The organism is Sphingobacterium tabacisoli, assembly GCF_017908035.1.
Classification (GTDB): Bacteria; Bacteroidota; Bacteroidia; order Sphingobacteriales; family Sphingobacteriaceae; genus Sphingobacterium; species Sphingobacterium tabacisoli.
Window position 1 is genome coordinate 543704 of sequence record NZ_JAEQMU010000002.1, and the last position, 22080, is coordinate 565783.

The window sequence follows — 22080 nt, forward strand, 5'->3', positions numbered from 1 at the left end:
ACTTTTCATAATATCCGATGTGTTCTGCGCTGATATTCATATACTTAAAGCCAATTTTATTCGTGTCCTTTTTTGCCTATTCGCTTGGAATAGCTACGCTATAAGTAATCTAATATCGAACTTATATCCTTCAGCTCGAGAAAATTTTGATGCTTCAGATTATGCTCATGTTGCTCATGCGTCCAGGTGACATGATAAGGAATGTGGGCCGCAAAACCACCAAGTTCCAGAACAGGCAATATATCTGATTTAATCGAATTGCCAAGCATAAGAAAACTCTCTGGAGGACAATCGATATGTTTTAACAGCTTTTTATAGTCAGCCACTTTTTTATCACTCATTATTTCAATGGGATGAAAGTAATCTGACAGACCTGAGTTCTTTAGTTTACGTTCCTGATCCAACAGATCCCCTTTGGTTGCGACTATCAATCTGTACCTACCTTTTAGCTGCTCCAATGTGTTTACTACCCCGGGTAATAATTCAATAGGCTTTTGTAACAGTTCTTGGCCGATATGGATTATCTTCTCGATAAGCTGCATAGAGGCATTTCCCTCAGATACACTATTTGCTGTTTCGATCATACATAACATAAAGCCCTTTATACCATAACCATACAGATGTAGGTTTTTCATTTCTGTTTTAAACAACTCCTGAGATACCGAATGCAGCGGCATAAAATCCTCAAGCAGCATGCAGAATTTTTTTTCCGCATCTTGAAAATACACTTCGTTTACCCAAAGTGTGTCATCTGCATCAAATGCTATTGTCTGTACCTGATTTTTCATTGCTATCCTTTTCTCTGTTATACCAATATCTTGTTTTCGATTTCCTCGTGCATTGATAATAAAGACAATGTATCATCATATTCCGCATTGAATGCAAAAGGCTTCTTGTCCAAAATATATTTATAGATATACCAATCTGTTTTGGGGGTTGGGACATTAAGCAGATCCTCAAAATCAATCCAGTTTAGAGTTCCTTCATTACAGAGCGGAGGGACGACGTAATCTATATCAGCGATATACACATAGTTTACCCAATTATACTTTGTAGGAGAAGACTCCGTCAGAATGCCACAAAAGCGCATCGTATCCACGTTTATTCCTGTCTCTTCAAATGTCTCCCTGATCGCGCCAGCTAGCGGACTTTCAAAGGGATCCACCTTACCTCCCACAGGGGTATAATCATCCTTATTTGGCTCTTTGAGTCTTTTCAATAATAAAAAACTATTTTGATGTCGTAGGACACAAAGTGTAGCCACTCGTTTGATTCCTAAAGGCACTTTATTATTCATTCTCTATTGTTAGATTCTTTTCTCCTGACGATTCATGTTTTTTTTTTGAATCATCAAGAATATTTTTTGTGCTTATATTACAATCTTATCTAGGGTTACTTATCCCAAGATAAGAAGAGAGCTTTGGTAGCCTTTTCAAGAGATAAACTCATTTTAGATTGAGATTCATTTATATACTCTTACCGCCAATAGGCTCTGTCCAAAATTACAGAATTTCAATCAGATTTGCTATTGTTTTAGGTCGGAAGAAGCAGGGACGAAGAGTCATTACAAGTGAAAAGGAAGTCGCTTTTAGCAAATTCAGCTGATCCGTCTGAAAGAAACCTATCAGACTTTTTTGAAGGGGAGTTTGTTTAACCATGGGTCTCGGAATGAAAAATAGCTAGTGAAAATGTAAGTGATTTCTTAAAAAGGAAGCAAATTAATCTTTGTTTGATACTTTTTTCATGGAAAAGTGCTTACTGGATTTAATGTGGATCATCTAACCCCGCTTTGATATCAATGCAATGGTATTCATGGGACCCAAGATTGATCTGGGGATGGGGGGGCAGAATCAAGGAGATCTATCTGCTCTGATGCAACTCAACTTTGGCAATTTTGGTATAGGCTATAGTTATCAGTTCAGCGTGAATGGACATACACTGAATCAAAAGATATCCAATAATACCCACGAAGTCGGCTTTCGCTACCGGCTCGGAGGAATGGGATTATTGTAGGAGTAAAAAGAAGGTGTCTTAAACACCTTCTTTTGTTAAACACTAGTCTATTATTTTAAGTAGGATTGCAATTGCTTAATCAATGCACTGCCATCACTGGGACGCAAGGCATCCCAATTGACAATATCTCCGTTTTTATCCACGATTAAGTAGCGAGGGATACCTGTAAATTTGGGGACTTCCTGGTTGATCCCCTTATGTAAGGCCTCTCCGGTACGCATATTAAGCCCTTTCAAAGGAAAGCCTTTGACCATTTCTTTCCATTTTTCATTTGCTTTTTCATTATCGAGAGAAAGATACAGCGGTGTAAAGCCAATTTTTTCCAGTTCATCGTGGAGTTTGATGCTGTGTTGCAACTCCGCTTTACATGGTCCACACCAAGTCGCCCACAGATCTACGTAATAGAATTTGCCTTTAATTCCCTTCATCAGATCTTTTAAACTGGTGTATTGTGCGGTGTTATCCATAAAAATAACCCCTGGAGTATCTATCAGTAGTTTAGCATGATAATCTTCTACCTGTTTTAGTGCGGGAGTAAGCACAGAAATAATAGGACTGTTTGGAAAACGTTGTTTGAACTCATCAAAGTTTGTCAGCCATACACGTTCATTTTCGTTATTGCTCAATCCCAATACAATGAAGTTAGCCCAGGTATATTCTAAGAGCCGATCCTTTAAAAGAGGTTTCAATTTTTCCAGTTCAGTCAATGCCCAAGGTTTTGAATTTTCCCGTTCATAAGCATTTCCGATAGAGAGCAAGCTGCTATAACGAGACATCAACAGGGTAAAGAACGGCGAACTGGCCCAAGTGTCATCGATATCCTTATACATTGCTTTCCATGCGGTGACGAATTCAGGGTTTACTTTTGAAGTGTTTGGGTCTTCTCCATACACCAAGGAGCGACACGTAAAAAATAAATCTGTAGACCACAATAGACGGTAGTACATTTCGGATTCCGATTTCAGCTTTTTTGTAAAATCAGGATCGATCTGCCCCTTATTGGCTAGGCTTGTGATGGCATGATGGTCTAATTGTTGCATACTGTCCAGTTTGAGCAACCGACCTGCCACGGTAGGTGACACGTCGAGTTCTTCAAATCTTGATCGGGTATTATCTGCTGTAATCTGATTGTATAAATGCTGACCTTGGGCATTGTCACCTTGAATAGATAGGTCTCCATTGGCTAAAAAAGAAACTTCTGCATGTTGTCCGGGGCGGACGATTAACTTGGCTTCTCTATAATCGTTGGAAATACTAATTATAGATAATCCATCTAAAGGTATCTGTTGTGTACGCTTAAAAGATAGGGTATCGAGGTGAAAGTTTCTTTTGTTGCCCTCAAAATAATACCCTTGGATAGGAGCGGTCACGGTAACAAGCGAGTTCTTCGTATTTGGTGCATGTACCGTTAGTTCTAGATATCCTTTTTGACTGAAAGACTTGGAGATGGAACCTATAGCTAAGGCTCCCAATAAGATGTATCTATATGTTTTCATGTTATAATTCTATGGATTTTGGGTGATACCATCAGTGATAGCTGGGTCAGGAATTGATAGAACATATCGTGGATTCCCAGGTTTTAATTCAATAAAAGTACCATCTGCTAATTCATGCTTTGCGGTGAATCCAAAATCAGGGTCGCTATTGAGACGGCGCATATCGAACCAACGTATTCCTTTGAATAATAGTTCCCGTCTCCGTTCTTTATAGATAATATCGAGTACCGTGTTTTTGTCTGTACTTACAATAGGTTGATATGAATCAGTGGCAATCCTGTTTTTACGTAGGAGGTTTAAGGGAACTAATGCTTCTATCACCTGCCCATTTCTTGCAAGGCCTTCTGCTTTGATCAGCTGCATTTCTGGCGTAGATGGCCCAGCACTATATTCATAGCTGCTATATCCCATGTACATATATTTTTTGTCCCATTTCGCATAGGGTTCGCTATTAGAAATGTAACTCGGGACAAGGTTGATGCGACGCAGATCTTTTGGGTCGAATAAGGATTCAGTCTCTTTCGCTATGTATTGGAATGCCATCCCTCTAGTATAACCATAGTATACAATGTTCAGATTTTCAGGTTGTTCATCAGGCCTTATGAAAATATGCCCACTTTTAGGAGTATAGATTGCAGGTCCTTCTTCAGGTTGAAAAACAGTATACTGTGTATTATAATCCACTAGTGTGCTGTTAATCTTTAAAGCTTCTTCCGCTGCTAGCCTAGCTTCTTTGTATTTGTTCATACTGAGGTACGTACGTGCGAGCCAGCCGTAAGCGCCAGCTCTATTGATTTCGAAGTTACTCAAGGAAGTTGTCGGTAGGTCAGAAATGGCGTCTTCAAAACCTTTTAAGATAAAGTCGAAAGTTTCTTTTACAGTTCCGCGGTTAGGCAGTTTTTGGGTGATGTCATTGCTGGTGACCAATGGTATTCCAGGAGAGCTGGTTGCCGTCGTTTCGTTGTATTGTTGGGTATAGAGGTTAGCTAGGTAAAAGTAGCATATCGAGCGACCTACCAATGCTTTGGCTCTTGCAATCTTCTTTCTTTCCTCGGTTGCCCCCGTTGCCTGGTCGATTCCATTCAGGATTGCATTGTACTGGTAGATGGCTGCATACATCATATTCCAATAGGAGTTATAGGTATAATCTTCCGGGGTGGTATATGGTGATGGTAACCAGAAATATAAACGATAGTCAACCTCCTGGATACGGTTATCTTTTACTAACGTTGGATTGTAAAAATCGTCAGCAAGTTGTTCTATTCCATCTGAAAGCAGTTTGGTCATTTTAGCATTGTTCAATATGCGCTCATATTCTTCCACTGTCTGTGGTATCACATAGCCTTTGGGCTTGATGTCCAGGTATTTTTCACAAGATGAAAGTAGTAGTAAACATATTCCACTTAGTATAGATAATATATTCGTTTTCATATTTTTCCTTTGGTAAAATTAAAATTTAACATTTATGCCAAATGCAAATGTTGGTGAAAGAGGAAGCGTACGTGCTCCATTTTGGAAAGCTTCAGGATCTATCCCTTCCTTGTTGCTGCTCCAGGTCCATAGATTTCGGGCTTGTGCATTGAACTGTAAGGCTTTGATATAGTTCTGACCTTTCCAGTTTTCCATTGGAAAATTGTAGGTAAGGATTACCTCTCTAAGTTTGAGATAATCGGCTTTAAATACATTTACGTCGAGCATATTCCTATAATAGGTATATCGGTACCAATGTGCATTATCAATAACTACGTTAGGGATGTGCGTATGGTTCTCATCTCCTGGTTTTTTCCAAGCATCTGCTAACCTTCCGTCTTTAGAATCGATACCGTAGTAAGGAGAAGGCATATTCTGGCGCATGATATGTCCGAGGTAAAAGACAAACATGGCATTCAGTTCAAAGTTTTTGTACTGAAAGTTGTTGGTAAAGGCTCCATTACTTACCGGTCTTCTATTGCCGGAATAGTATGCCATTTCCATATTGCTCGTAAGCCGATCCGGTTCGAGGTTACCTTTCTCATCGAGAATCTGCAATTGCCCTTTGTCTGCTGTCAGACCTCCGTAACGGATACTGTACATGGCTCCATAAGGTTTCCCTATAACGTAGGGGATGCCCGAAGCCATGCTCCGTGGATTAGTGTAAGCGGAAGCTAAAGCAACTTTAGTAATTTTGTTGCGGTTATTGGCAAACATGAAAGTGGTTGTCCAGATAAAATTTTTGTTGCGTATATTCTGTGTGCTGAGCTCAATTTCAAAACCATCATTATTCATACTGGCTGTATTGATCGATGCCGTTGAGAAACCATATGTTGGGTTGATTTCTTCATCACCAAGCAAATCATGACTACGGCGTAGGTAATAGTCAACTTTTCCACTTATACGGTGGGCAAATAGGGCAAAGTCTAAACCAAAATTGGTAATTGCTGTCTTTTCCCATCGTAATGCATTATTCTCCGGATTGTAGATGTTCAGACTTGGGAGTTTTGACCAGTAGTTGACGTCTGCCTGAGCAATCATAAAAGGCCCCGAGTTTTTTGGGATATTGCCATTTGTACCATATGTAGCTCTCAAAGCCAAACGGTTAAACGGAAGGTCTATCATAAAATCTTCTTTGCCTATATTCCAACTCAGACCTGAAGACCACATAGGGCGGTAAAAGTATTTCGGATCAGTACCGAACATATTCGTTTGGTCCAGACGAATACTGCCAGAGTATACATATTTGCCTTTATAAGTGTAAGAGGCATTAGCAAATGCGGAGACAAAACGATCCTCAGTGTAGCCAAATTTGTCGCTGACGGGAACGCTTGGCTTTATTCCTGATATATTTGATAACACAGGAGTTACGTAGTTTAAGTTCTCGTGATCGATCTGTACAAATTGCAAGGTGTTATCATCGTAGCCGTACTTGCTGATTGCGTTTTGAGAGGTCATTACTTTTTGATTCTCTAGTCCCAGTATCCCCGCTATTTCGTGATTACCAAAGGTTTTGTTCAGTTGCATTGTACCGCGTATCACGTGCCCGGTAAAATCGGAGCGGCTTTCATCCAGTCGGCCTGCCTGTGGAAGATTGTATTTTGGCGATTTTAAGGTGCCATCGGGATTTGTTGTAATACTTCCGTCAGGAGCGAGTACTGGCGTTACATAGTCATTGATCAATTTGACTAAGTTCGCCTGATTGCGGTGTGCGTAATTCTTCGTATATGCATTACCTTTTTCCAGCTGATAACTCAGATTGAAATTGATACCGTCGAATAGTTTGTAGTTGAGTTCTGCTTGTAATCTTTGTGCTGCGCGTGTACCGTTTATCTCAGTACGGTGCATTTCTAACAAAGGGTAATAGGCTTCATCCTCTAATCCCCAGGCACGTCGCTCAGCGATGGTGTATACATTACTATCCGATTGTCCTGAAGATCCTGCTTGTCGGTTCATGGCCGCGGGATTGCCCTGTGCATCAAGAAGCATGTCGTAAGGTTTTAAGCGAAATATGCCCAGAGCAGAAATAGGGGAGGTTCTGTCACTTCCGAAATTTAAGTTGGTATTGATACCGAGCTGCAGCCTATTACTTATCTGGAAGGAAGATTTTAAAAATACGGTATGATTTTTCTGGTTGTCTAACTTGTCGAATCCTCGGCTATCTGAGTAGTTGTAAGAACCATAATACTGTATCTTATCAGAGCCTCCGTTAAGCGATAAACTATGGGTTTGAACAAAGGGATTCTGCATTAACAGGTCTTTGATTTGCTGTGTGTTGTCTAAGCCTCTTAATAGGCCTACACGTTGGTCGAATTCCTGCGCTGTAATTCTACCTGTCAAGGAATCAAGAACTAATTGAGCATATTGAGATATTGGTGTACCTTGTCTACGTACGCGTTGTTCAAAGGCTTGTGTTCTAGGAATCAGTTTGCTTTCGATATCAATATCGTCTGCCGACGAAAGACGGTTGAGGTAACCGATATTGGGTTTGGGCTGGAACTGGAAGCTATTGGTGTATTGAAATTCAGTGCCAGAATTTTTTCCTTTTTTTGTTGTGATGACAATGACCCCATTAGCAGCGCGTGCACCCCATATCGAAGATGCTGCTGCATCTTTTAATACCGTTATGCTTTCCACGTCATTCGGATTGATGGACTGTATATCTCCCTCGATAGGAAAGTTGTCTACCACAATCAAGGGACGTTTTGTACCAAATAGCGTCGAAACCCCACGGATTGTCAATGCATCATCCCCTTTGTCACGTCCATTGATCATCATTAGTCCCGGTACCATACCTTCGAGGCGTTCGAGTACATTGGTCTGTAGTTTGTTTTCTATCTTTTTACCTGATACTACATCAAAGGCTCCAGTGGCCCTCTCTTTGGATATGCTCTGATATCCCGTATGGATCAGTACCTCGTCAAGTTCAGCATTGTCACCACTCAAGATAATATCTCCCATATTCTTTTTGATTGTTACCGTAATGCTGTGCATTCCTACATACGATACTTTTAGAAAACTGAGATTTTTCGGGATATTGTCGAGACGGAAGTAACCATTTTGATCAGTTGTTGTACTATATTTGCTATCCACGACCAATATGCCAGCTCCTACGAGGGGCTTACCTTTTTCATCGACTACACGTCCCTGGATAGACTGTTGTAGGCCATCGTCCTTCTTAGTATGAATGACGATAGTCCGGTTCTTGATCTGGTAATGAAAAGGCTGTCCCTGCAGACAGTAATTAAGCACCTGATGAAGGCTAGCTCCCTTCATATCAATGGTAACAGTGGGGGCATCCTGTATATCTTTACTATTATAAAGAATATCAAAATTGCTTTGTTCACTCAGCTTCTCAAAAATCTGTGTTAGTTTTAGATTTTTTCCAGATATACTGACCGTCTGCCCACTGGTGTTAGCTACAACCTGTATGAGAAATATACAGAGCAGCAAGGATACCAATTGCATTTTCATAAGAATGTGTTTTATAGTCGTGTGATCTATACAGGACTGCTTTGAAAATGTAGAAAATGCAGTCTTCTGCCCAAAAGTTGGAAGCATAGCTATCCTGTACAAATGTTTTTTTATACTTTTGTTCATAATAAGGTTTTGAAAATGAATGTTTACATCAAAAATTCCAGTAAGGCCTTGTTTATATATCGGGGGTGCTCCAACACCTCCGATTTTTTATAAAGCCTAGTATTCCATTAAGGGGCTCGTTTCATTTTTTAGTTTGTGTTTGTTATGGTTAGTTTCTTTTTCTGTTGATTTTCCTCCTGTAATACCTTTATTTTTCCTGTCATTTCCAAGATTTCAATCGCTTTCAGTAGATCTTCCTGACGCGATATCCGCCCTCCGAAAGTGAGTTGCGCTACACTAGGGTCTGTAATGATCTCTACATCATACCATCTTGAGAGACGTTTGGCGAGGATCTCCAAGGTTTCATTTTCAAATTTGTAATATCCAGATGTCCAGTCTATAGAAGTTTCCTTTTCTACAGCATCAGTCAGCAACGCTCCAGTTTTATTATCCAAGGTTACCTTTTGACCCGGTTTAAGACGTACGGATGTTTTCTTTCCAAACATGGCTTCAAGGTCTATAGCCCCCTCCAATAGGATGGTGTTAGAAAAAGAATCGTTATCGTAGGCGCATATATTAAACTGGGTACCCAAGACGGTTATTTTTTGACCCTTACTGTGCACAGTAAATGGATTTTTACCACCTTGCTGGTTGAGTTGGGGAATCACTTCAAAATAGGCCTCACCATTAAGCCGAACCATACGGTTCCCACTGGCCAGATCACTGTTGAATAGAAGGCTAGATCCAGCATTTAGATGTACTTTGGTGCCATCCGGCAATATGAATCTATAATGACCAGCGGGAGGGGTAATGATCCTGACCTGTTGTGGTATCAAGCTCTCTAGACTTCGGTAGCATACCTCCCCATCTTTATTTCGCTCAATCAATAGAGCACCAAGGTTTGCTTTTTCTCCAATTGCCATTCCTGTTAGATTCAGACTATCACCAGTAGAAGTGAGGATATAGGCTTTCTCTTTGTCTGATGAAACAATTGAGATCTGTGGAACAGGGGCTTGCTTCAAGTAGCGTATACCGATTGCTATGGATAATAATACAGCAACTGCGGCAGCAACGGAGAGTGGATGTTTATACCATTTGATTGCCTTAAGTTTAGTGTTCACGGATAGTTTTTCCTGAATCGAATTCAGGTTGTTCGTCAATAGGGGAGCATCCAATTCTTCTTGGGGTCCATGCAGCTCATCATACCAGCGTTCTACAAGTTCCTTTTCTGCGGCGGTACACTCGCCGTCCAGATATTTTTTTAAGAGAAGATTACTTAAATTGGTGTTTCGCTTCATAAATTGTTAGTAGAGATACTCCTGTCCCTTTATATAGAAGTCTGTTTTGGAAGAGTGAGGGGGTAGAGTAAAGTTTAAAAAATCAAAACATAATTGTAAATATTTGATTTTCAGTCTATTTATTTTTTTTAAATTTACAAGGTGCGTTAACATCTTAAGAATAGCTAACCAAAAAGAGATACCGTAATCAGAATAAGTAAAAAAAGTATCATTCCTAATCGTATACGCAGTCTTCGGAGTGCTTGTTTGATATGGGCACGTACGGTATCTTTTGAAATACCTAATTTTCCTGCAATCTCTTCGTGGCTGAGATGTTGTTGACGGCTCATTAAGTAGACCATACGCATCTTTTCAGGAAGGCGTTTGACTTCTTCGTCAATCAATTGTTCCAATAGCGTACTTCGTATAGTGTGATCGGTGCCTATATAGTCCTTTTGTAAGAAATAGAGGTAGTTTTGAAATAGTTTTTCAGTCTTACCCTTTCTTTGGATATGGTCGATAATAAGGTAACGTAAAGACTGAAAAAGGTAAGCTTTCAGATTGATGATGTTGGACTTTTCGCGGTTTTCCCAAAGTGCTAAGAAGATATCGTGAATGATATCATTGCAAAGATCTGAATCCGGTATACGTTTGAAGGAGGTCTTGTAAAGCACACTACTGTACTTTTCATAAATAGAATTAAAGGCGGATCTTTCCGAGCGTTTCAGTCCGGATAAAAGCTCATTATCAAAAGCGATCTCCTGCATCTTCAATGGTTAGTGATTAGATTTTTGTAGTAATTTTGGACAAATATACAAGACTTCTTTTTCTAAAAAAACTGTATTTTGGGGAGATCAAAGTTTTAAAGACACTATTATTTCTGTTTCGTACTTTAATAGAACTGTCCTATTGACATAGAGCACCAAAACCTCATCGATAGACCATTGTAGCAAGGAAAGTGTTTGATGCATATTCTAAAAGTTGCGACGTTATGGAGAAGGAAATTAAAACACTGGCAAATGAATAAGATTTAAATTCTTCAAGTGAAATCATTACATTTGAAGCTCAACCTGCTGTATCGATTATTATGGATTAAGGTTAAAAATTGTATAGTTAATACTAAGATTTATTAAAATAAACTGTTTAGTTATTTCAGAAAGTATAAGGTTCCTCCGTTTCTGGGAATGTGAATGGAAATATTTCCGGCAATGCCAGAGTCAAAAAAAATATCAATTCTAGAACATCTATAAATAATACATGCAGAAGACTGTTTTTCTCTTTGCAATTCTATTTCATGTCTTATGTCTTAAGGCACAAGATACATTACTACCAGATTCTACTTCCAAAGACTTTTTATTAACGACTCCCGATAGTATTCAGGATGCCAGCCATTCTTTTATGCGTACAGAGTTGGCCCGACGATCTATAGCACCACTGTTACTGTTTTCAACGGCTGCTGCAACATGGGGGAGACGGGAACAGATTCGGGATATTCGCAACCGATACCTTCCTTCCTTCAAGGCTAGATACGATGATTATCTTCAGTATGCCCCTACAGCTACTGTATATGCATTGAAATTAGCAGGTGTAAAAGGACGGAATAACACAGGCAGAGCGACACTTTCTTATGCTACGAGTTTGGTCATAATGGGTGTTTTGGTCAACTCGATCAAGTACACTGCCCGGGTAGAGCGCCCGGATGGTTCGCAAAAAAACTCCTTTCCTTCTGGACATACTGCTATGGCATTTACTAATGCTGGTTTTCTGGATAAGGAGTATGGTTTGGTAAACCCTGCTTATAGTATAGCTGGCTATGGGTCAGCTGCGCTTACCGGCTTGGGTCGGAATTTAAACAATAGACATTGGTTGCCCGATGTTCTGGCAGGCGCAGGCATAGGTCTTTTGTCTAGCGAGTTGGGCTACTTTTTTATAGATAAATTTTATAAAAACAAGGGCGATAATCTAGGTATCCTATCTCGGATAGAAGGCAATGACAACCCTTCATTCCTGGCGATCAAGCTAGGTACGGCTTTAGCGACAACGAATTTTTTTAAAAACTCGGGACTTGATGATAACAAACAAAAGGGGTTTGAGGGAGGCTTCGAAGGAGCCTATTTCTTCTCAAAAAAATGGGGAGTAGGCGGAGATATCGGTTTTGCGAGTTTTCCGATCAGACCTATTAAAGAAGAATGGCTATCCGAGGACTATCAGACTCAACAGTATAATCTTGAAACACAATCCATGGGGTTTCTTTCTGCTGGCTTGGGGCCATATTACTCTTATGCTTTGTCCGACAGCTTTTTACTTACTTTAAAAGCGACTGCTGGATATACGGCTACTTCAAGCGGCAAGGTATTTCTTAAATATACAGAAGATGATGGAAATGGACAGAAAATATACCAGGAAGAAGAAATAGCCCATTATAAGCCAAAACCAGCTTTTCGCTGGAATACAGGTGCGGCATTTACCTATAAGCTTAACAGAGGGCTTGGAGTTACTGCCTATTCCAATTATAATCAGATCAATCCGAAGATTCGCTATCATTTTGCAAATGGAGTAGAGCTGGATGATGATTTTAATGATGGGAACAATAATTTTTCAGTAAAAGAGCGGGTTCACTATTTTACTTTAGGTTTGCGATTGACTGCTTTTTTTTAACGAATGGGTTCTTCTACATACCGTCCGTTTAGGAAGCAAGTCGACATGTCCCAAAGGTTTTACTTTATAGGTTTAGGTCATACTGGCTATTGAATATTTCTTTATAAAATATGTGATTTTCTTCGGTTGGGACAGTGTATGCTTCTAATCGGTTTACTATTGTAATTCAAAAACTGAAATGTTTCCGTTTATTGGGTAATGTTAATGATTTATTAACATAAAAATAACGTTATCACCAAACTAAGTCAGGTACTTTGTCTCTTAACCTTATGAGTACACATGTTCAACAAAATACCTCCATATATAAGGGTCGCTATTATAGCTGTACTTTGTATAACTATCTCCAGTGGTAATGCCCTTGCACAACGGATTAAAACCCCGCAATTAAAAAGCACACAGAACCCGGATTCGCTGATCGTACAGCTTAAAAAACGTTACAATGAGGCGCTATCAGTACAAGATCGGGAGCAACAGGGACTGTGTCTCCAACAGATGGGGCAGATCTGTTTGGCTCAGGGGCATTACAACCTGGCCTTGGAGTATTTTTTGGATGCAGACAAGATTTTTGCCCAATTGCAGAAACCCAATCTTTTTGCCGCCAATCTGAATGATTTAGGACTCTTTTATTACTACAACAAGCAGAGTGCAATGGCCAACAAATATTACCAGCAGGCTTTCAAAATCTTTGAAAAGACAGACGATAAGCTTGGACTTGCTGAGGTATTGGCTAATATAGGGCATCTCTATGAAAAACAGCAGCAGTACGATTCCGCTTTCAAATACCAATTTCGAGCCCTGCATCATTTTGAGCAGGTAGGTGATGATGTCGGACGGGCCAAAGTGTACGAAAATCTAGGTAGCATTTATGAAGATCTCGCTAAGTATGATTCGGCCTCCTACTATTTTAAGTTATCTCTAGATTACTACACCAAGTCCAATGATCTCAATGGAAGTATCGAAGTAATAAATAATCAAGGGGATATTCTACGAAAAACTGGTCATTATGTAGAGAGTATTGCCGTGAGCAAGCGAGCTTATCAGATGGCAGAACAGCATGGGTACAATTACCAGTTGGCAGCGACAGCAAAGGATCTTGGTAAAACCTATGCGCTCTATGGACAATTGGACAGTGCTTTTCACTATGCCGAGTTGAGCCGAAAGCACACATTGGATATTTATTCGGTAGATGGGATGAAACAATCGTCGCTTTTGCAGGCGCTCTACGATATGGAAAAACAGACCAATGAGATTGAACAGTTACAGGCAGATCGTAAGGTCACCCAGACTATGATTGTCGCCTCACTGATTGTCGTCATACTATTGGTTCTTCTTTTTGTCAACTTTTTAAGTCGACAACGACTAAAGATTAAGGAACAGCAGGTGGAAGCGCATCAGCGCAGAATAGAAAGCGAACTCTTGGAAAGCCGCCTGGCGAATCAAAAATTGGAGCAGGAAAAGTTGCGGGAACAATTGGAGCTGAAGAGTAAGGAACTTTCTACACACACCTTGCATCTGATTCGGAACAACAAGTTTTTAGAAACGTTGCGAGGTTCGTTACAGGCTATGGTCAAGGATGACAAGCGGGATCAGAAACGTCTGATGCAGAAATTAATTCTAGAGATCAACGAAAGTATAGCACAGGAGCAGTACTGGAAGGATTTTATGCAGACATTCGAACAGGTACACCAGACTTTTTTCGATCGTCTAAAAGCTCTGGGAAAAGATTTTACCGCTGCAGATCTTCGTCTGATTGCACTGCTTAAGATCAATCTCAATAATACCGACATCGCTACGATCATGGGAATATCTACAGATAGCCTACGGGTCTCAAGACATCGTCTACGTAAAAAACTGGATATCCCTCAAAGCGATAATCTAGCGACCTATATACAGTCTGTTTAGGGTGTTAATGGTTCGTTGATCTAGGCTTAACATAGAGATAATGGAGATTTGTTTTTGCTTAAGTTGTTGATTTGTAGCTTTTTTTATTTTGTTGTTAACGCTTTGATTATCGTGTGGGTATTGTTGTTGCTTTAATGTAACGCTCAAAAAGAGCTAATCTATTTGGAAGCTTCCATCTTTGTGAGGTCATAAAACAAATAAGAATTGACTAAAGCTATGAATAGAATTTTAAGCATGCTATTTTTCGTTTTTTGCTGCGTACAATTGTCTTACGCAACAAAGATCAAAGGAAAGGTACTGGACCAACAGACAGGTGAGGCCGTGCCGGGAGCAAGTATCACTTTACTCCATAGCGGTAAGACCGCATTGACGGGGTTGGATGGATCCTTCGAGATCAAGGGACTATCTGCAGGAGCGGAAAACATTCGGATCTCTTTTGTCTCTTATGAGACTATTCAAAAAAGTATTCAGGTAGAAAAGGAAGGAACACCCGAGTTTGTATTCTATCTGCAGGGTAGCAATCAGCGGTTGATGGAAGTTACGATCAAAGGGAGCCGTAAAGCGGGAGCTGATGATCCCAGTGCCCGTCGTATGGAACGTAACGCATCTCAGATTATGAATGTGGTTTCTTCTAGAGCTATCGAGATTTCGCCCGACCTTACAGTAGCAAATGTGATGCAACGGGTGTCTGGGGTCTCCATCGAGCGTAGCAGCAATGGAGAAGGGCAGTACGCTCTGATCCGGGGGATGGATAAGCGCTATAACACGACGTTAGTGAATGGAGTGAAGATGCCGAGTCCGGACAATAAGTACCGCTATGTCCCCTTAGATCTATTTCCATCAGATATGTTAGAACGCTTGGAGGTTTATAAATCTTTGACACCCAATATGGAAGCGGATGCCATAGGTGGAGTGGTCAATATGGTCATGAAGACGGCTCCTGCAAAGCGAAAGATCGATGCCAATTTTGCACTGGGGTATAACCAACAGTTTTTTGACCGAGACTTTGGAGGGTTTGATGCCTCTGCTATTAAAGGGAAATCGCCTTATGAACGGAATGGAAAAGACTATAACGCTACACAGTCTGATTTTTCCAAAGGTACATTGGATTATACGTACAAGCATCCTATTCCTGATATGGTGGGGAATATTACTTTTGGAGAGCGCTTTTTGGATCAAAAGCTAGGACTTATCATTGGGGCCAGCTATCAAAATATGCACCGAGGTAGTAATAGCGAGTTTTACAATTCCGCAGTGACGGGTACTGATGCTTTTGCAGTGATTACAAACAAGGTAGACCGGATCTATTCAGAGCAGTTGCAGCGATTGGGCTTGCATGGTAAACTCGACTACCAATTCAACCAGGCCCACAAGATTAGTTTTTATAATATGTTTGTCAATCTGGAAAACCAACAGCTACGCGAGGGCGTGACGACGACCTACAATTCAGAATATAAGCCCCAGCAGGGCAATGCAGAATTGGTGTTTACAACACGTAGCAGATTGACTAAACAGCAGATCTATAACGGGACACTGCAAGGGGACCACAACTTTGTAGATGATCGTTTGAAATTACGCTGGTCTGCGGTGTATTCATCGGCACGTAATGAGGTACCTCAGAATACGCTGATCAGTCTGAATGGCTTGGAGGAAAACTTTGTACAAAGGCGCACTTCCTTAGTAAACACCGCACCGGTCACTTACCGCTGGGAACGAAATACCGATGAGGATTTTGCAGGATACTGGGATTTAGCGTACCGACTGGATAGCGGTGATGGAAAGCTGGAGCTTTCTACAGGAGGGTTGTATCGAGACAAACGTCGGAGCAGCTTTTATAATAACTATACATTATCGCCATCTGCAGCAGATGCACATGGTATATATGGAGTAGATTTTGAACGCTACACAGATTTAAATCTAGTGGTCAGAAATCCAAATGGCGCCGTAAGTAATCCCCTGACATACGATGCCAGTGAAAAATTGGCTGCGGTATATGGTATGTTTAACTATCAGAATGAGCAGTTTCAAGCCATCGGAGGGATACGTATGGAACACACCAACCAGGGATATGATCTCTTGTTTACTGCGGGAGAGAAGTCTCCGACAGGTAAGCAGGTGTATGTGGACTGGTTGCCTAGTTTGACCTTGAAATATCATCTGACGAAGAAATCACAGCTGCACGCGGCATATTATCGTGCATTGAATCGTCCTGGATTTTACGAGGTAGTGCCATCCAAAGTGGTCAATGAAGAGTTTCAGGAAAGAGGAAATCCGGATATCAAGCGCGCCCTAGCCGACAATTTCGATTTACGGTATGAGTTATTCCCCGAAGCATCAGAGCAGCTTATGGTAGGTGTTTTTTATAAAAGTATACAGAATCCTATTGAATATACATTCCAGGCAGATGCTATCCGTGGGCAAGACATCTACTACAGTCCCGGTAATTTTGGGAATGCCAAAAACTATGGATTGGAGGTAGATTTTATAAAGTATTTCAGTCGCTTTGGGGTGAAAGCCAATTATACTTATACGCATTCAGCAATCACTACGCCAAAGACTGCAAGACGTATTAACAGTCAGACGGGAGATATTGAAGCTTACTTTGTAGATCAGAAAAGACCTCTTTATGGACAGTCCGCACATATCGCTAATGTGGCTCTCTTGTTTAAAGATGCCAAGAGTGGAATCGATGCCCAACTGGCTATGGCGTATACAGGGCCGCGGATACATACGGTGTCCCAATTCTTGGACAACGACCTATGGCAAAAAGGATTTGCCAATATGGATGCATCAGCCGAAAAGCAGTTTCGCCATGGATGGGCTGTATTTGCAAAAGCTAATAATCTATTGAATACACCGATGAAGCTATTTATCAAGGGCACAAACCCAGAGAATGATAAGATAGCAGAAGATTTAGTAAGCAATGGGCAGACCCTCATCCGTAAGGATTTATATGGACAGAATTATTTGATTGGCGTACGTTATAAGTTTAATAAATAAGAAATTGTATGAAAAAGAATCTTTCAATCATAATCGCTGTGATAGCCCTGTTTACGGCTTGCGAAAAAGCGAATATCAATGTGGATACTTCGGGACAGGAAGAGTCGGCTATAGGGGAAGTATCTGGTGTGTGGACCAAAGGAAGTGTACATCATATAAAAGGAGATATTATTATTCCGGAGGGAAAATCGTTGACCATTGAAGAAGGCGTGACGGTGATTCTGGATACGCTTAAGAAACCCGAAATCGTAGTATTAGGTGACCTCTATGCATTGGGTACAGCAGAAAGTCCGGTCCTATTTACTATTGAGGAGTCTGCAAGGACAGAACAGAACAAATTTGGAGCCCTTTGGGGTGGAATTCTAGCGGCGCCGACATGTGGGGAGCTGGTACTGGATCACACGATCTTGGAGTATGGTGGAGCGATGACTTCCGATATTTCGACTTCGGTCAAGTTGGGGCTTTACAAGAATAAAGCTGGAGAGGGGTTGCCTGGGCTTTGGTTTTCAAATGTCAATGGAAAGCTGATTGTACAGAACAGTATATTTCGTCATTTTCAGGAAGACTGTACCTATATCGAAGGTGGTAAAATCATTTTTGCAAACAACACCTTCCACACAAATGGGGTAACCGGTGGAGAGGCGATGAACTTTAAGTCTGGCTGTCTTGCAGATGTAGCTTATAATCTGGTGTATAGTGTGAATACGAATGCATTAAAGCTTTCAAATGCTGGGGACCGCACACCACAGGCTTATATCATCGCTTACAACAATACATTGGTCAATACCGGTTGGAGGAGACCTACAGCCAAGGGCGGTTCTGTGTGGCTGGAAGCTTCGGTACGCGCCGATCTATACAATAATATTTTTGCCAATACACGCTTTGGTATTAAGCGGGATCCTAAAAAACTAGAAGATGCGCGTTCTAAAATCAGTCACAACTGGTACTATGGCTACGATCAGGCAACGGTAGATCAATTTCAACCCGGCAAAAATGATGTTGTCGGCGGTACGGAAGAGACGCTAGGGAACAAAGCAGGGGATAATGATCCTAAGTTTGTGAATTATCCATTGAATACGGCGATGACTAATAGTACGTTGGCAAGGGATTGGGATTTTAGATTACAGGGCAACTCGCCAGCGCTAAAAGCAGGGACGACGGATTTCATCCGGCATTTTGCGAAAGGTCTCACACTGGCTAATGGATTGACCTATACGTCTCCTGCACCGGCAAACTATGCGGGTGCTTTGGGAACTAAGAATTAATACGGACTGATCGATAAACTTAATATAATTACACATCAATGAATAATAGATATATATGGACAGCGCTTGTCGGTGCAGTAAGCTTGGGTGCCTGTCAGCAAAAGAATACAACGAATACTGAGGAGATAAAACCCGTGATCATTACCGAAGCTGTACAATATGATAGCGATGACCCCGCAATATGGATCAATCGCGTAGATCCAAGCCAAAGTCTGGTGATTGGTACCGACAAGGATCAGAATGGAGGGTTATATGTTTTTAATCTGGATGGAAAGATTGTAAAGGAGAAAGTCGTACATGGCTTACAGCGTCCTAATAATGTAGATGTTGCTTATGGGCTGGTACTCGGTGGAAAAGCAACTGATATTGCAGTGACGACGGAACGCTTTACGCACAAGCTACGGGTATTCTCCTTACCGGATATGAAGCCTGTCGACAATGGAGGATTGGATATGTTTGTTGGCGAGACAGGTGTAGACCATCGGGATTTGATGGGGATAGCTCTGTATACAAGTCCATCGGGTAAAATCTATGCTATCGTGGGACGTAAGAATGGCCCCAAAGAAGGATACCTGTGGCAGTATGAGCTTACGGATGATGGTAAAGGGCAGGTACAAGCCACCTTTGTTCGTAAGTTTGGAGATTACTCTGGTGAAAAGGAAATTGAGGCCATCGCCGTGGATAATAAACTAGGCTATATTTACTATTCTGATGAGCAGGTCGGTATCAAACAGTACTATGCAGATCCTGAAAAAGGAAATGAACAACTGGCTTTGTTTGCTACAGAAGGATTTGCCGAAGACCATGAAGGTATCTCTATCTATGAAACAACGGACAGTACAGGTTATATCTTGGTTTCAGATCAAGGAGCCAATCGTTTTCAGATTTTTAAAAGAGAAGGCAAACCCGGACAGCCTTTCGTACATGAATATGCTAAGACAGTACCTGTCGCAGCACGTCAGAGTGATGGTTCGGAAGTCGTCAATATACCATTGAACAAGACTTTTCAGCATGGGCTTTTTGTAGCCATGAGCGATGATAAGACATTTCATTTTTATAGATGGGAGGATATTGCCGGTAAAGATTTAGATATCAGAAAGTCGAATTGATTTGAAAAAAAACACACCTTTTAATGGAAAGCAGAGCAGGTTGATAAAGTGTTGATTTGCTGTGCGCTTTAAAGAATTGACTGAGTATAGGTTGATCCTTACTCAGTTAATTTTATTTTAAGTATTTGAGGAGATTCTTCATAAACTATACCTTGCTCAGGTACTACATTTTTCTCACGTTCAATCTCTACGGCCAGTTCTTCCCCCGATGGCATTTCCAGCAGGTATCGGAACTGCTCATCCGGCCCTGTTCAGTAATAAAATAAATACAAGACTTTTACACACAATTTTACTTTCTAGGAGTTATTAATAGAGACAGGTGTCCTGTTAGATTTGTTTAATAAAGCTTTAAAATATAATTATGGCAAATGAAATCAGATTGTACATGTTTCAGACGGGCGTTCTGAAATGTAAGGAAAACAATATCAAAATGAATGCATCGCTCGATCCTTATGAAATTCCGGTTCCCTGGTATTTGATCACGCATCCAAAAGGAAATATTATTATTGATGGAGGTAATGCCGTACAATGTGCTACCGATCCCGTAGGACATTGGGGAGATATCACACAGGTGTATTGGCCGGTTATGAAAGAATCTGAAGGATGCTTGAATACGATTAAAGCGTTAGGCATCGACCCTTCAAGTATTAAATATGTCATCCAGTCTCATTTGCACCTTGATCACACCGGGGCTGTCGGAAATTTCCCCAATGCAACCCATATTGTTCAGCGCAGAGAATACGAGTACGCTTTTACGCCGGACTGGTTTGCTGCAGGTGGTTATATCCGTAAAGATTTTGACAGACCGGGGCTGAAATGGCAATTTTTGGAACTTGACTATAACGATTCTTACGATGTATATGGAGATGGGGTGATCTGTATTATCCCAACGCCAGGGCATTCACCGGGCCATTGTAGTTTTATGATTACACTTCCCGATTCTGGTTCCATCATCTTAGCGGTAGATGCCGCCTATACTACAGATCATTGGGATGAAAAAGCATTGCCCGGATTTTTAGCATCAACTGTTGATTCGGTACGTTCCGTAAAGAAACTGCACGAGTACGCAGACAAGTATGATGCACTTGTGGTTACTGGACATGATCCGGTGAAATGGAGCGAATTCAAAAAAGGTCCTCAAGAGTTTTACCGTTAAAATTCGATTATGATGAAAACAAAAGCAGCAGTCCTTCATCAGGTCGGAGGGCATAAGAGACCATATTCCGATTCAAAACCTTTAAAAATAGAAGAAATAGAAATCGGAAAGCCAGGTAAAGAAGAAGTAGTCGTACAGATCAAAGCAGCAGGACTGTGCCATTCCGATCTATCCGTGATCGATGGGAATCGCCCTCGCCCTATGCCTATGGTTTTGGGGCATGAGGCTGCCGGGATTATTGTCGAGTTGGGGGAAGATGTGAAGGGGTTCGAAGTGGGCGATCACGTCGTTTTTGCCTTCTTGCCCTCGTGTGGCCATTGCGAATACTGTATGTCTGGCAGAGCCGCACTTTGTAATCCCGGAGCAAAGGCAAATAATGAAGGGGTCCTGCTCAATGGCGACATTAAAATAAAGAACCAAAATGGAGAACCTTATCACCATCATCTCGGCGTCTCCGGGTTTGCGGGATATGCTATCGCCTCCATTTATTCGCTGGTGAAAATTGATAAATCCTATCCTTTTGAAATAGCTGCCCTTTTTGGCTGTGCGGTGATGACTGGAGTTGGCGCAGTAGTCCATACAGCTCAGGTTCATGTGGGCGAGTCTGTTTTAGTAGTTGGCCTGGGAGGTGTTGGATTATCGGCTATTCTAGGTGCAAAGGCAGCAGGAGCTTCCAAGATCATTGCAGCAGATGTCAGCCCTTCAAAACTCGATATGGCCAAAGCGTTTGGCGCTACTCATACCCTCAATTCTGGGAAGGAAAGAGCACTGGAGGAGCTGAAGCAGGAGATGACGACAAGCGGTGTCGATAAATCGGTCGAGTTTGCCGGAGCTATGTCTGCTTTGGACTTTGCCTTCAATGCAACCAAAAAAGGAGGAGTCACTGTGACAGGGGCATTACCCCATCCAGATGCCCGTTTGAGTCTGAATCCTTTGACTTTGGTCGGCCAGGAAAAATCTTTGAAAGGCTGTTATCTTGGTAGCTGTGTGCCCTCTATCGATATTCCTAATTTTTTGGAGCTCTACAGAAATGGCAATCTGCCCGTTGATAAATTGATCACACATCGCCTAAAACTAGAAGATATAAACGAAGGTTTTGAACGACTGGCCAGTGGAGAAGCGATCCGGCAAGTTATTATTTTTGATTAAATTCAC

The 22080-nt window shown here is 41.2% G+C and carries 15 protein-coding genes; 8 read left to right on the top strand and 7 right to left on the bottom strand.

Annotated features, from left to right (window positions below):
* Window positions 1–98: 98 nt before the first annotated feature.
* Together JKG64_RS13290 and JKG64_RS13295 are read right to left on the bottom strand one after the other, a co-directional pair.
* Window positions 99–788: an HAD family hydrolase gene (locus JKG64_RS13290; protein ID WP_210354792.1), complete on the bottom strand. Its 690-nt coding sequence runs from the start codon at window positions 786–788 to the stop codon at window positions 99–101.
* Window positions 789–805: 17 nt separating this feature from the next.
* Complete coding sequence (locus tag JKG64_RS13295) at window positions 806–1297, bottom strand: NUDIX hydrolase (RefSeq protein WP_210354793.1); 492 nt, start codon at window positions 1295–1297, stop codon at window positions 806–808.
* Window positions 1298–1794: 497 nt separating this feature from the next.
* Here JKG64_RS13295 and JKG64_RS13300 point away from each other — a divergent pair, with 497 nt between their 5' ends.
* Complete coding sequence (locus tag JKG64_RS13300; RefSeq protein ID WP_317195847.1) at window positions 1795–2013, top strand: type IX secretion system membrane protein PorP/SprF; 219 nt, start codon at window positions 1795–1797, stop codon at window positions 2011–2013.
* A gap of 50 nt (window positions 2014–2063) precedes the next feature.
* Here the strand turns inward: JKG64_RS13300 and JKG64_RS13305 are convergent, their stop codons facing one another.
* From JKG64_RS13305 to JKG64_RS13325, 5 genes are all read right to left on the bottom strand, one after another.
* Window positions 2064–3509: a TlpA family protein disulfide reductase gene (locus tag JKG64_RS13305; RefSeq protein WP_210354795.1), complete on the bottom strand. Its 1446-nt coding sequence runs from the start codon at window positions 3507–3509 to the stop codon at window positions 2064–2066.
* 9 nt (window positions 3510–3518) lie between these two features.
* Window positions 3519–4940, bottom strand: a complete 1422-nt coding sequence (locus JKG64_RS13310; RefSeq protein ID WP_210354796.1) for a RagB/SusD family nutrient uptake outer membrane protein — start codon at window positions 4938–4940, stop codon at window positions 3519–3521.
* Between the two features lie 18 nt (window positions 4941–4958).
* Entirely contained in the window at window positions 4959–8579 is a 3621-nt protein-coding gene (locus JKG64_RS13315; protein WP_210354797.1) for a SusC/RagA family TonB-linked outer membrane protein, read from the bottom strand.
* 128 nt (window positions 8580–8707) lie between these two features.
* Window positions 8708–9856 (bottom strand): FecR family protein, encoded by a 1149-nt coding sequence (locus JKG64_RS13320; RefSeq protein ID WP_210354798.1) that lies wholly within the window; start codon window positions 9854–9856, stop codon window positions 8708–8710.
* 164 nt (window positions 9857–10020) lie between these two features.
* Window positions 10021–10602: an RNA polymerase sigma factor gene (locus JKG64_RS13325; protein ID WP_210354799.1), complete on the bottom strand. Its 582-nt coding sequence runs from the start codon at window positions 10600–10602 to the stop codon at window positions 10021–10023.
* 490 nt (window positions 10603–11092) lie between these two features.
* Here JKG64_RS13325 and JKG64_RS13330 point away from each other — a divergent pair, with 490 nt between their 5' ends.
* The 7 genes from JKG64_RS13330 to JKG64_RS13360 all read left to right on the top strand — a co-directional run bounded on the left by JKG64_RS13330 (window position 11093) and on the right by JKG64_RS13360 (window position 22074).
* A complete protein-coding gene (locus JKG64_RS13330; protein WP_210354800.1) occupies window positions 11093–12493 on the top strand; it encodes a phosphatase PAP2 family protein in 1401 nt (466 codons plus the stop codon).
* 279 nt (window positions 12494–12772) lie between these two features.
* Window positions 12773–14395: a tetratricopeptide repeat protein gene (locus JKG64_RS13335; protein WP_210354801.1), complete on the top strand. Its 1623-nt coding sequence runs from the start codon at window positions 12773–12775 to the stop codon at window positions 14393–14395.
* Window positions 14396–14611: 216 nt separating this feature from the next.
* Window positions 14612–17395, top strand: coding sequence for a TonB-dependent receptor (locus JKG64_RS13340; RefSeq protein ID WP_210354802.1), 2784 nt, complete (start codon window positions 14612–14614; stop codon window positions 17393–17395).
* Between the two features lie 8 nt (window positions 17396–17403).
* Complete coding sequence (locus JKG64_RS13345; RefSeq protein ID WP_210354803.1) at window positions 17404–18660, top strand: right-handed parallel beta-helix repeat-containing protein; 1257 nt, start codon at window positions 17404–17406, stop codon at window positions 18658–18660.
* 38 nt (window positions 18661–18698) lie between these two features.
* Window positions 18699–19769, top strand: a complete 1071-nt coding sequence (locus JKG64_RS13350) for a phytase (RefSeq protein ID WP_210354804.1) — start codon at window positions 18699–18701, stop codon at window positions 19767–19769.
* A gap of 361 nt (window positions 19770–20130) precedes the next feature.
* Window positions 20131–20925: an AttM family quorum-quenching N-acyl homoserine lactonase gene (attM, locus tag JKG64_RS13355; protein WP_210354805.1), complete on the top strand. Its 795-nt coding sequence runs from the start codon at window positions 20131–20133 to the stop codon at window positions 20923–20925.
* A 9-nt stretch (window positions 20926–20934) separates the two neighbouring features.
* Window positions 20935–22074, top strand: coding sequence for a zinc-dependent alcohol dehydrogenase family protein (locus JKG64_RS13360; RefSeq protein ID WP_210354806.1), 1140 nt, complete (start codon window positions 20935–20937; stop codon window positions 22072–22074).
* Window positions 22075–22080 lie beyond the last annotated feature (6 nt).

What these genes read in the sequence shown, in the direction of transcription:
- JKG64_RS13295 (WP_210354793.1), bottom strand. Translation starts at nt 1,297, where the DNA reads ATGAATAATAAAGTGCCTTTAGGAATCAAACGAGTGGCTACACTTTGT.
- JKG64_RS13360 (WP_210354806.1), top strand. Translation starts at nt 20,935, where the DNA reads ATGATGAAAACAAAAGCAGCAGTCCTTCATCAGGTCGGAGGGCATAAG.
- JKG64_RS13350 (WP_210354804.1), top strand. Translation starts at nt 18,699, where the DNA reads ATGAATAATAGATATATATGGACAGCGCTTGTCGGTGCAGTAAGCTTG.
- JKG64_RS13290 (WP_210354792.1), bottom strand. Translation starts at nt 788, where the DNA reads ATGAAAAATCAGGTACAGACAATAGCATTTGATGCAGATGACACACTT.
- JKG64_RS13335 (WP_210354801.1), top strand. Translation starts at nt 12,773, where the DNA reads ATGTTCAACAAAATACCTCCATATATAAGGGTCGCTATTATAGCTGTA.
- JKG64_RS13315 (WP_210354797.1), bottom strand. Translation starts at nt 8,579, where the DNA reads ATGAACAAAAGTATAAAAAAACATTTGTACAGGATAGCTATGCTTCCA.
- JKG64_RS13340 (WP_210354802.1), top strand. Translation starts at nt 14,612, where the DNA reads ATGAATAGAATTTTAAGCATGCTATTTTTCGTTTTTTGCTGCGTACAA.
- JKG64_RS13330 (WP_210354800.1), top strand. Translation starts at nt 11,093, where the DNA reads ATGCAGAAGACTGTTTTTCTCTTTGCAATTCTATTTCATGTCTTATGT.
- JKG64_RS13320 (WP_210354798.1), bottom strand. Translation starts at nt 9,856, where the DNA reads ATGAAGCGAAACACCAATTTAAGTAATCTTCTCTTAAAAAAATATCTG.
- JKG64_RS13305 (WP_210354795.1), bottom strand. Translation starts at nt 3,509, where the DNA reads ATGAAAACATATAGATACATCTTATTGGGAGCCTTAGCTATAGGTTCC.
- JKG64_RS13325 (WP_210354799.1), bottom strand. Translation starts at nt 10,602, where the DNA reads ATGCAGGAGATCGCTTTTGATAATGAGCTTTTATCCGGACTGAAACGC.
- attM (WP_210354805.1), top strand. Translation starts at nt 20,131, where the DNA reads ATGGCAAATGAAATCAGATTGTACATGTTTCAGACGGGCGTTCTGAAA.
- JKG64_RS13310 (WP_210354796.1), bottom strand. Translation starts at nt 4,940, where the DNA reads ATGAAAACGAATATATTATCTATACTAAGTGGAATATGTTTACTACTA.
- JKG64_RS13345 (WP_210354803.1), top strand. Translation starts at nt 17,404, where the DNA reads ATGAAAAAGAATCTTTCAATCATAATCGCTGTGATAGCCCTGTTTACG.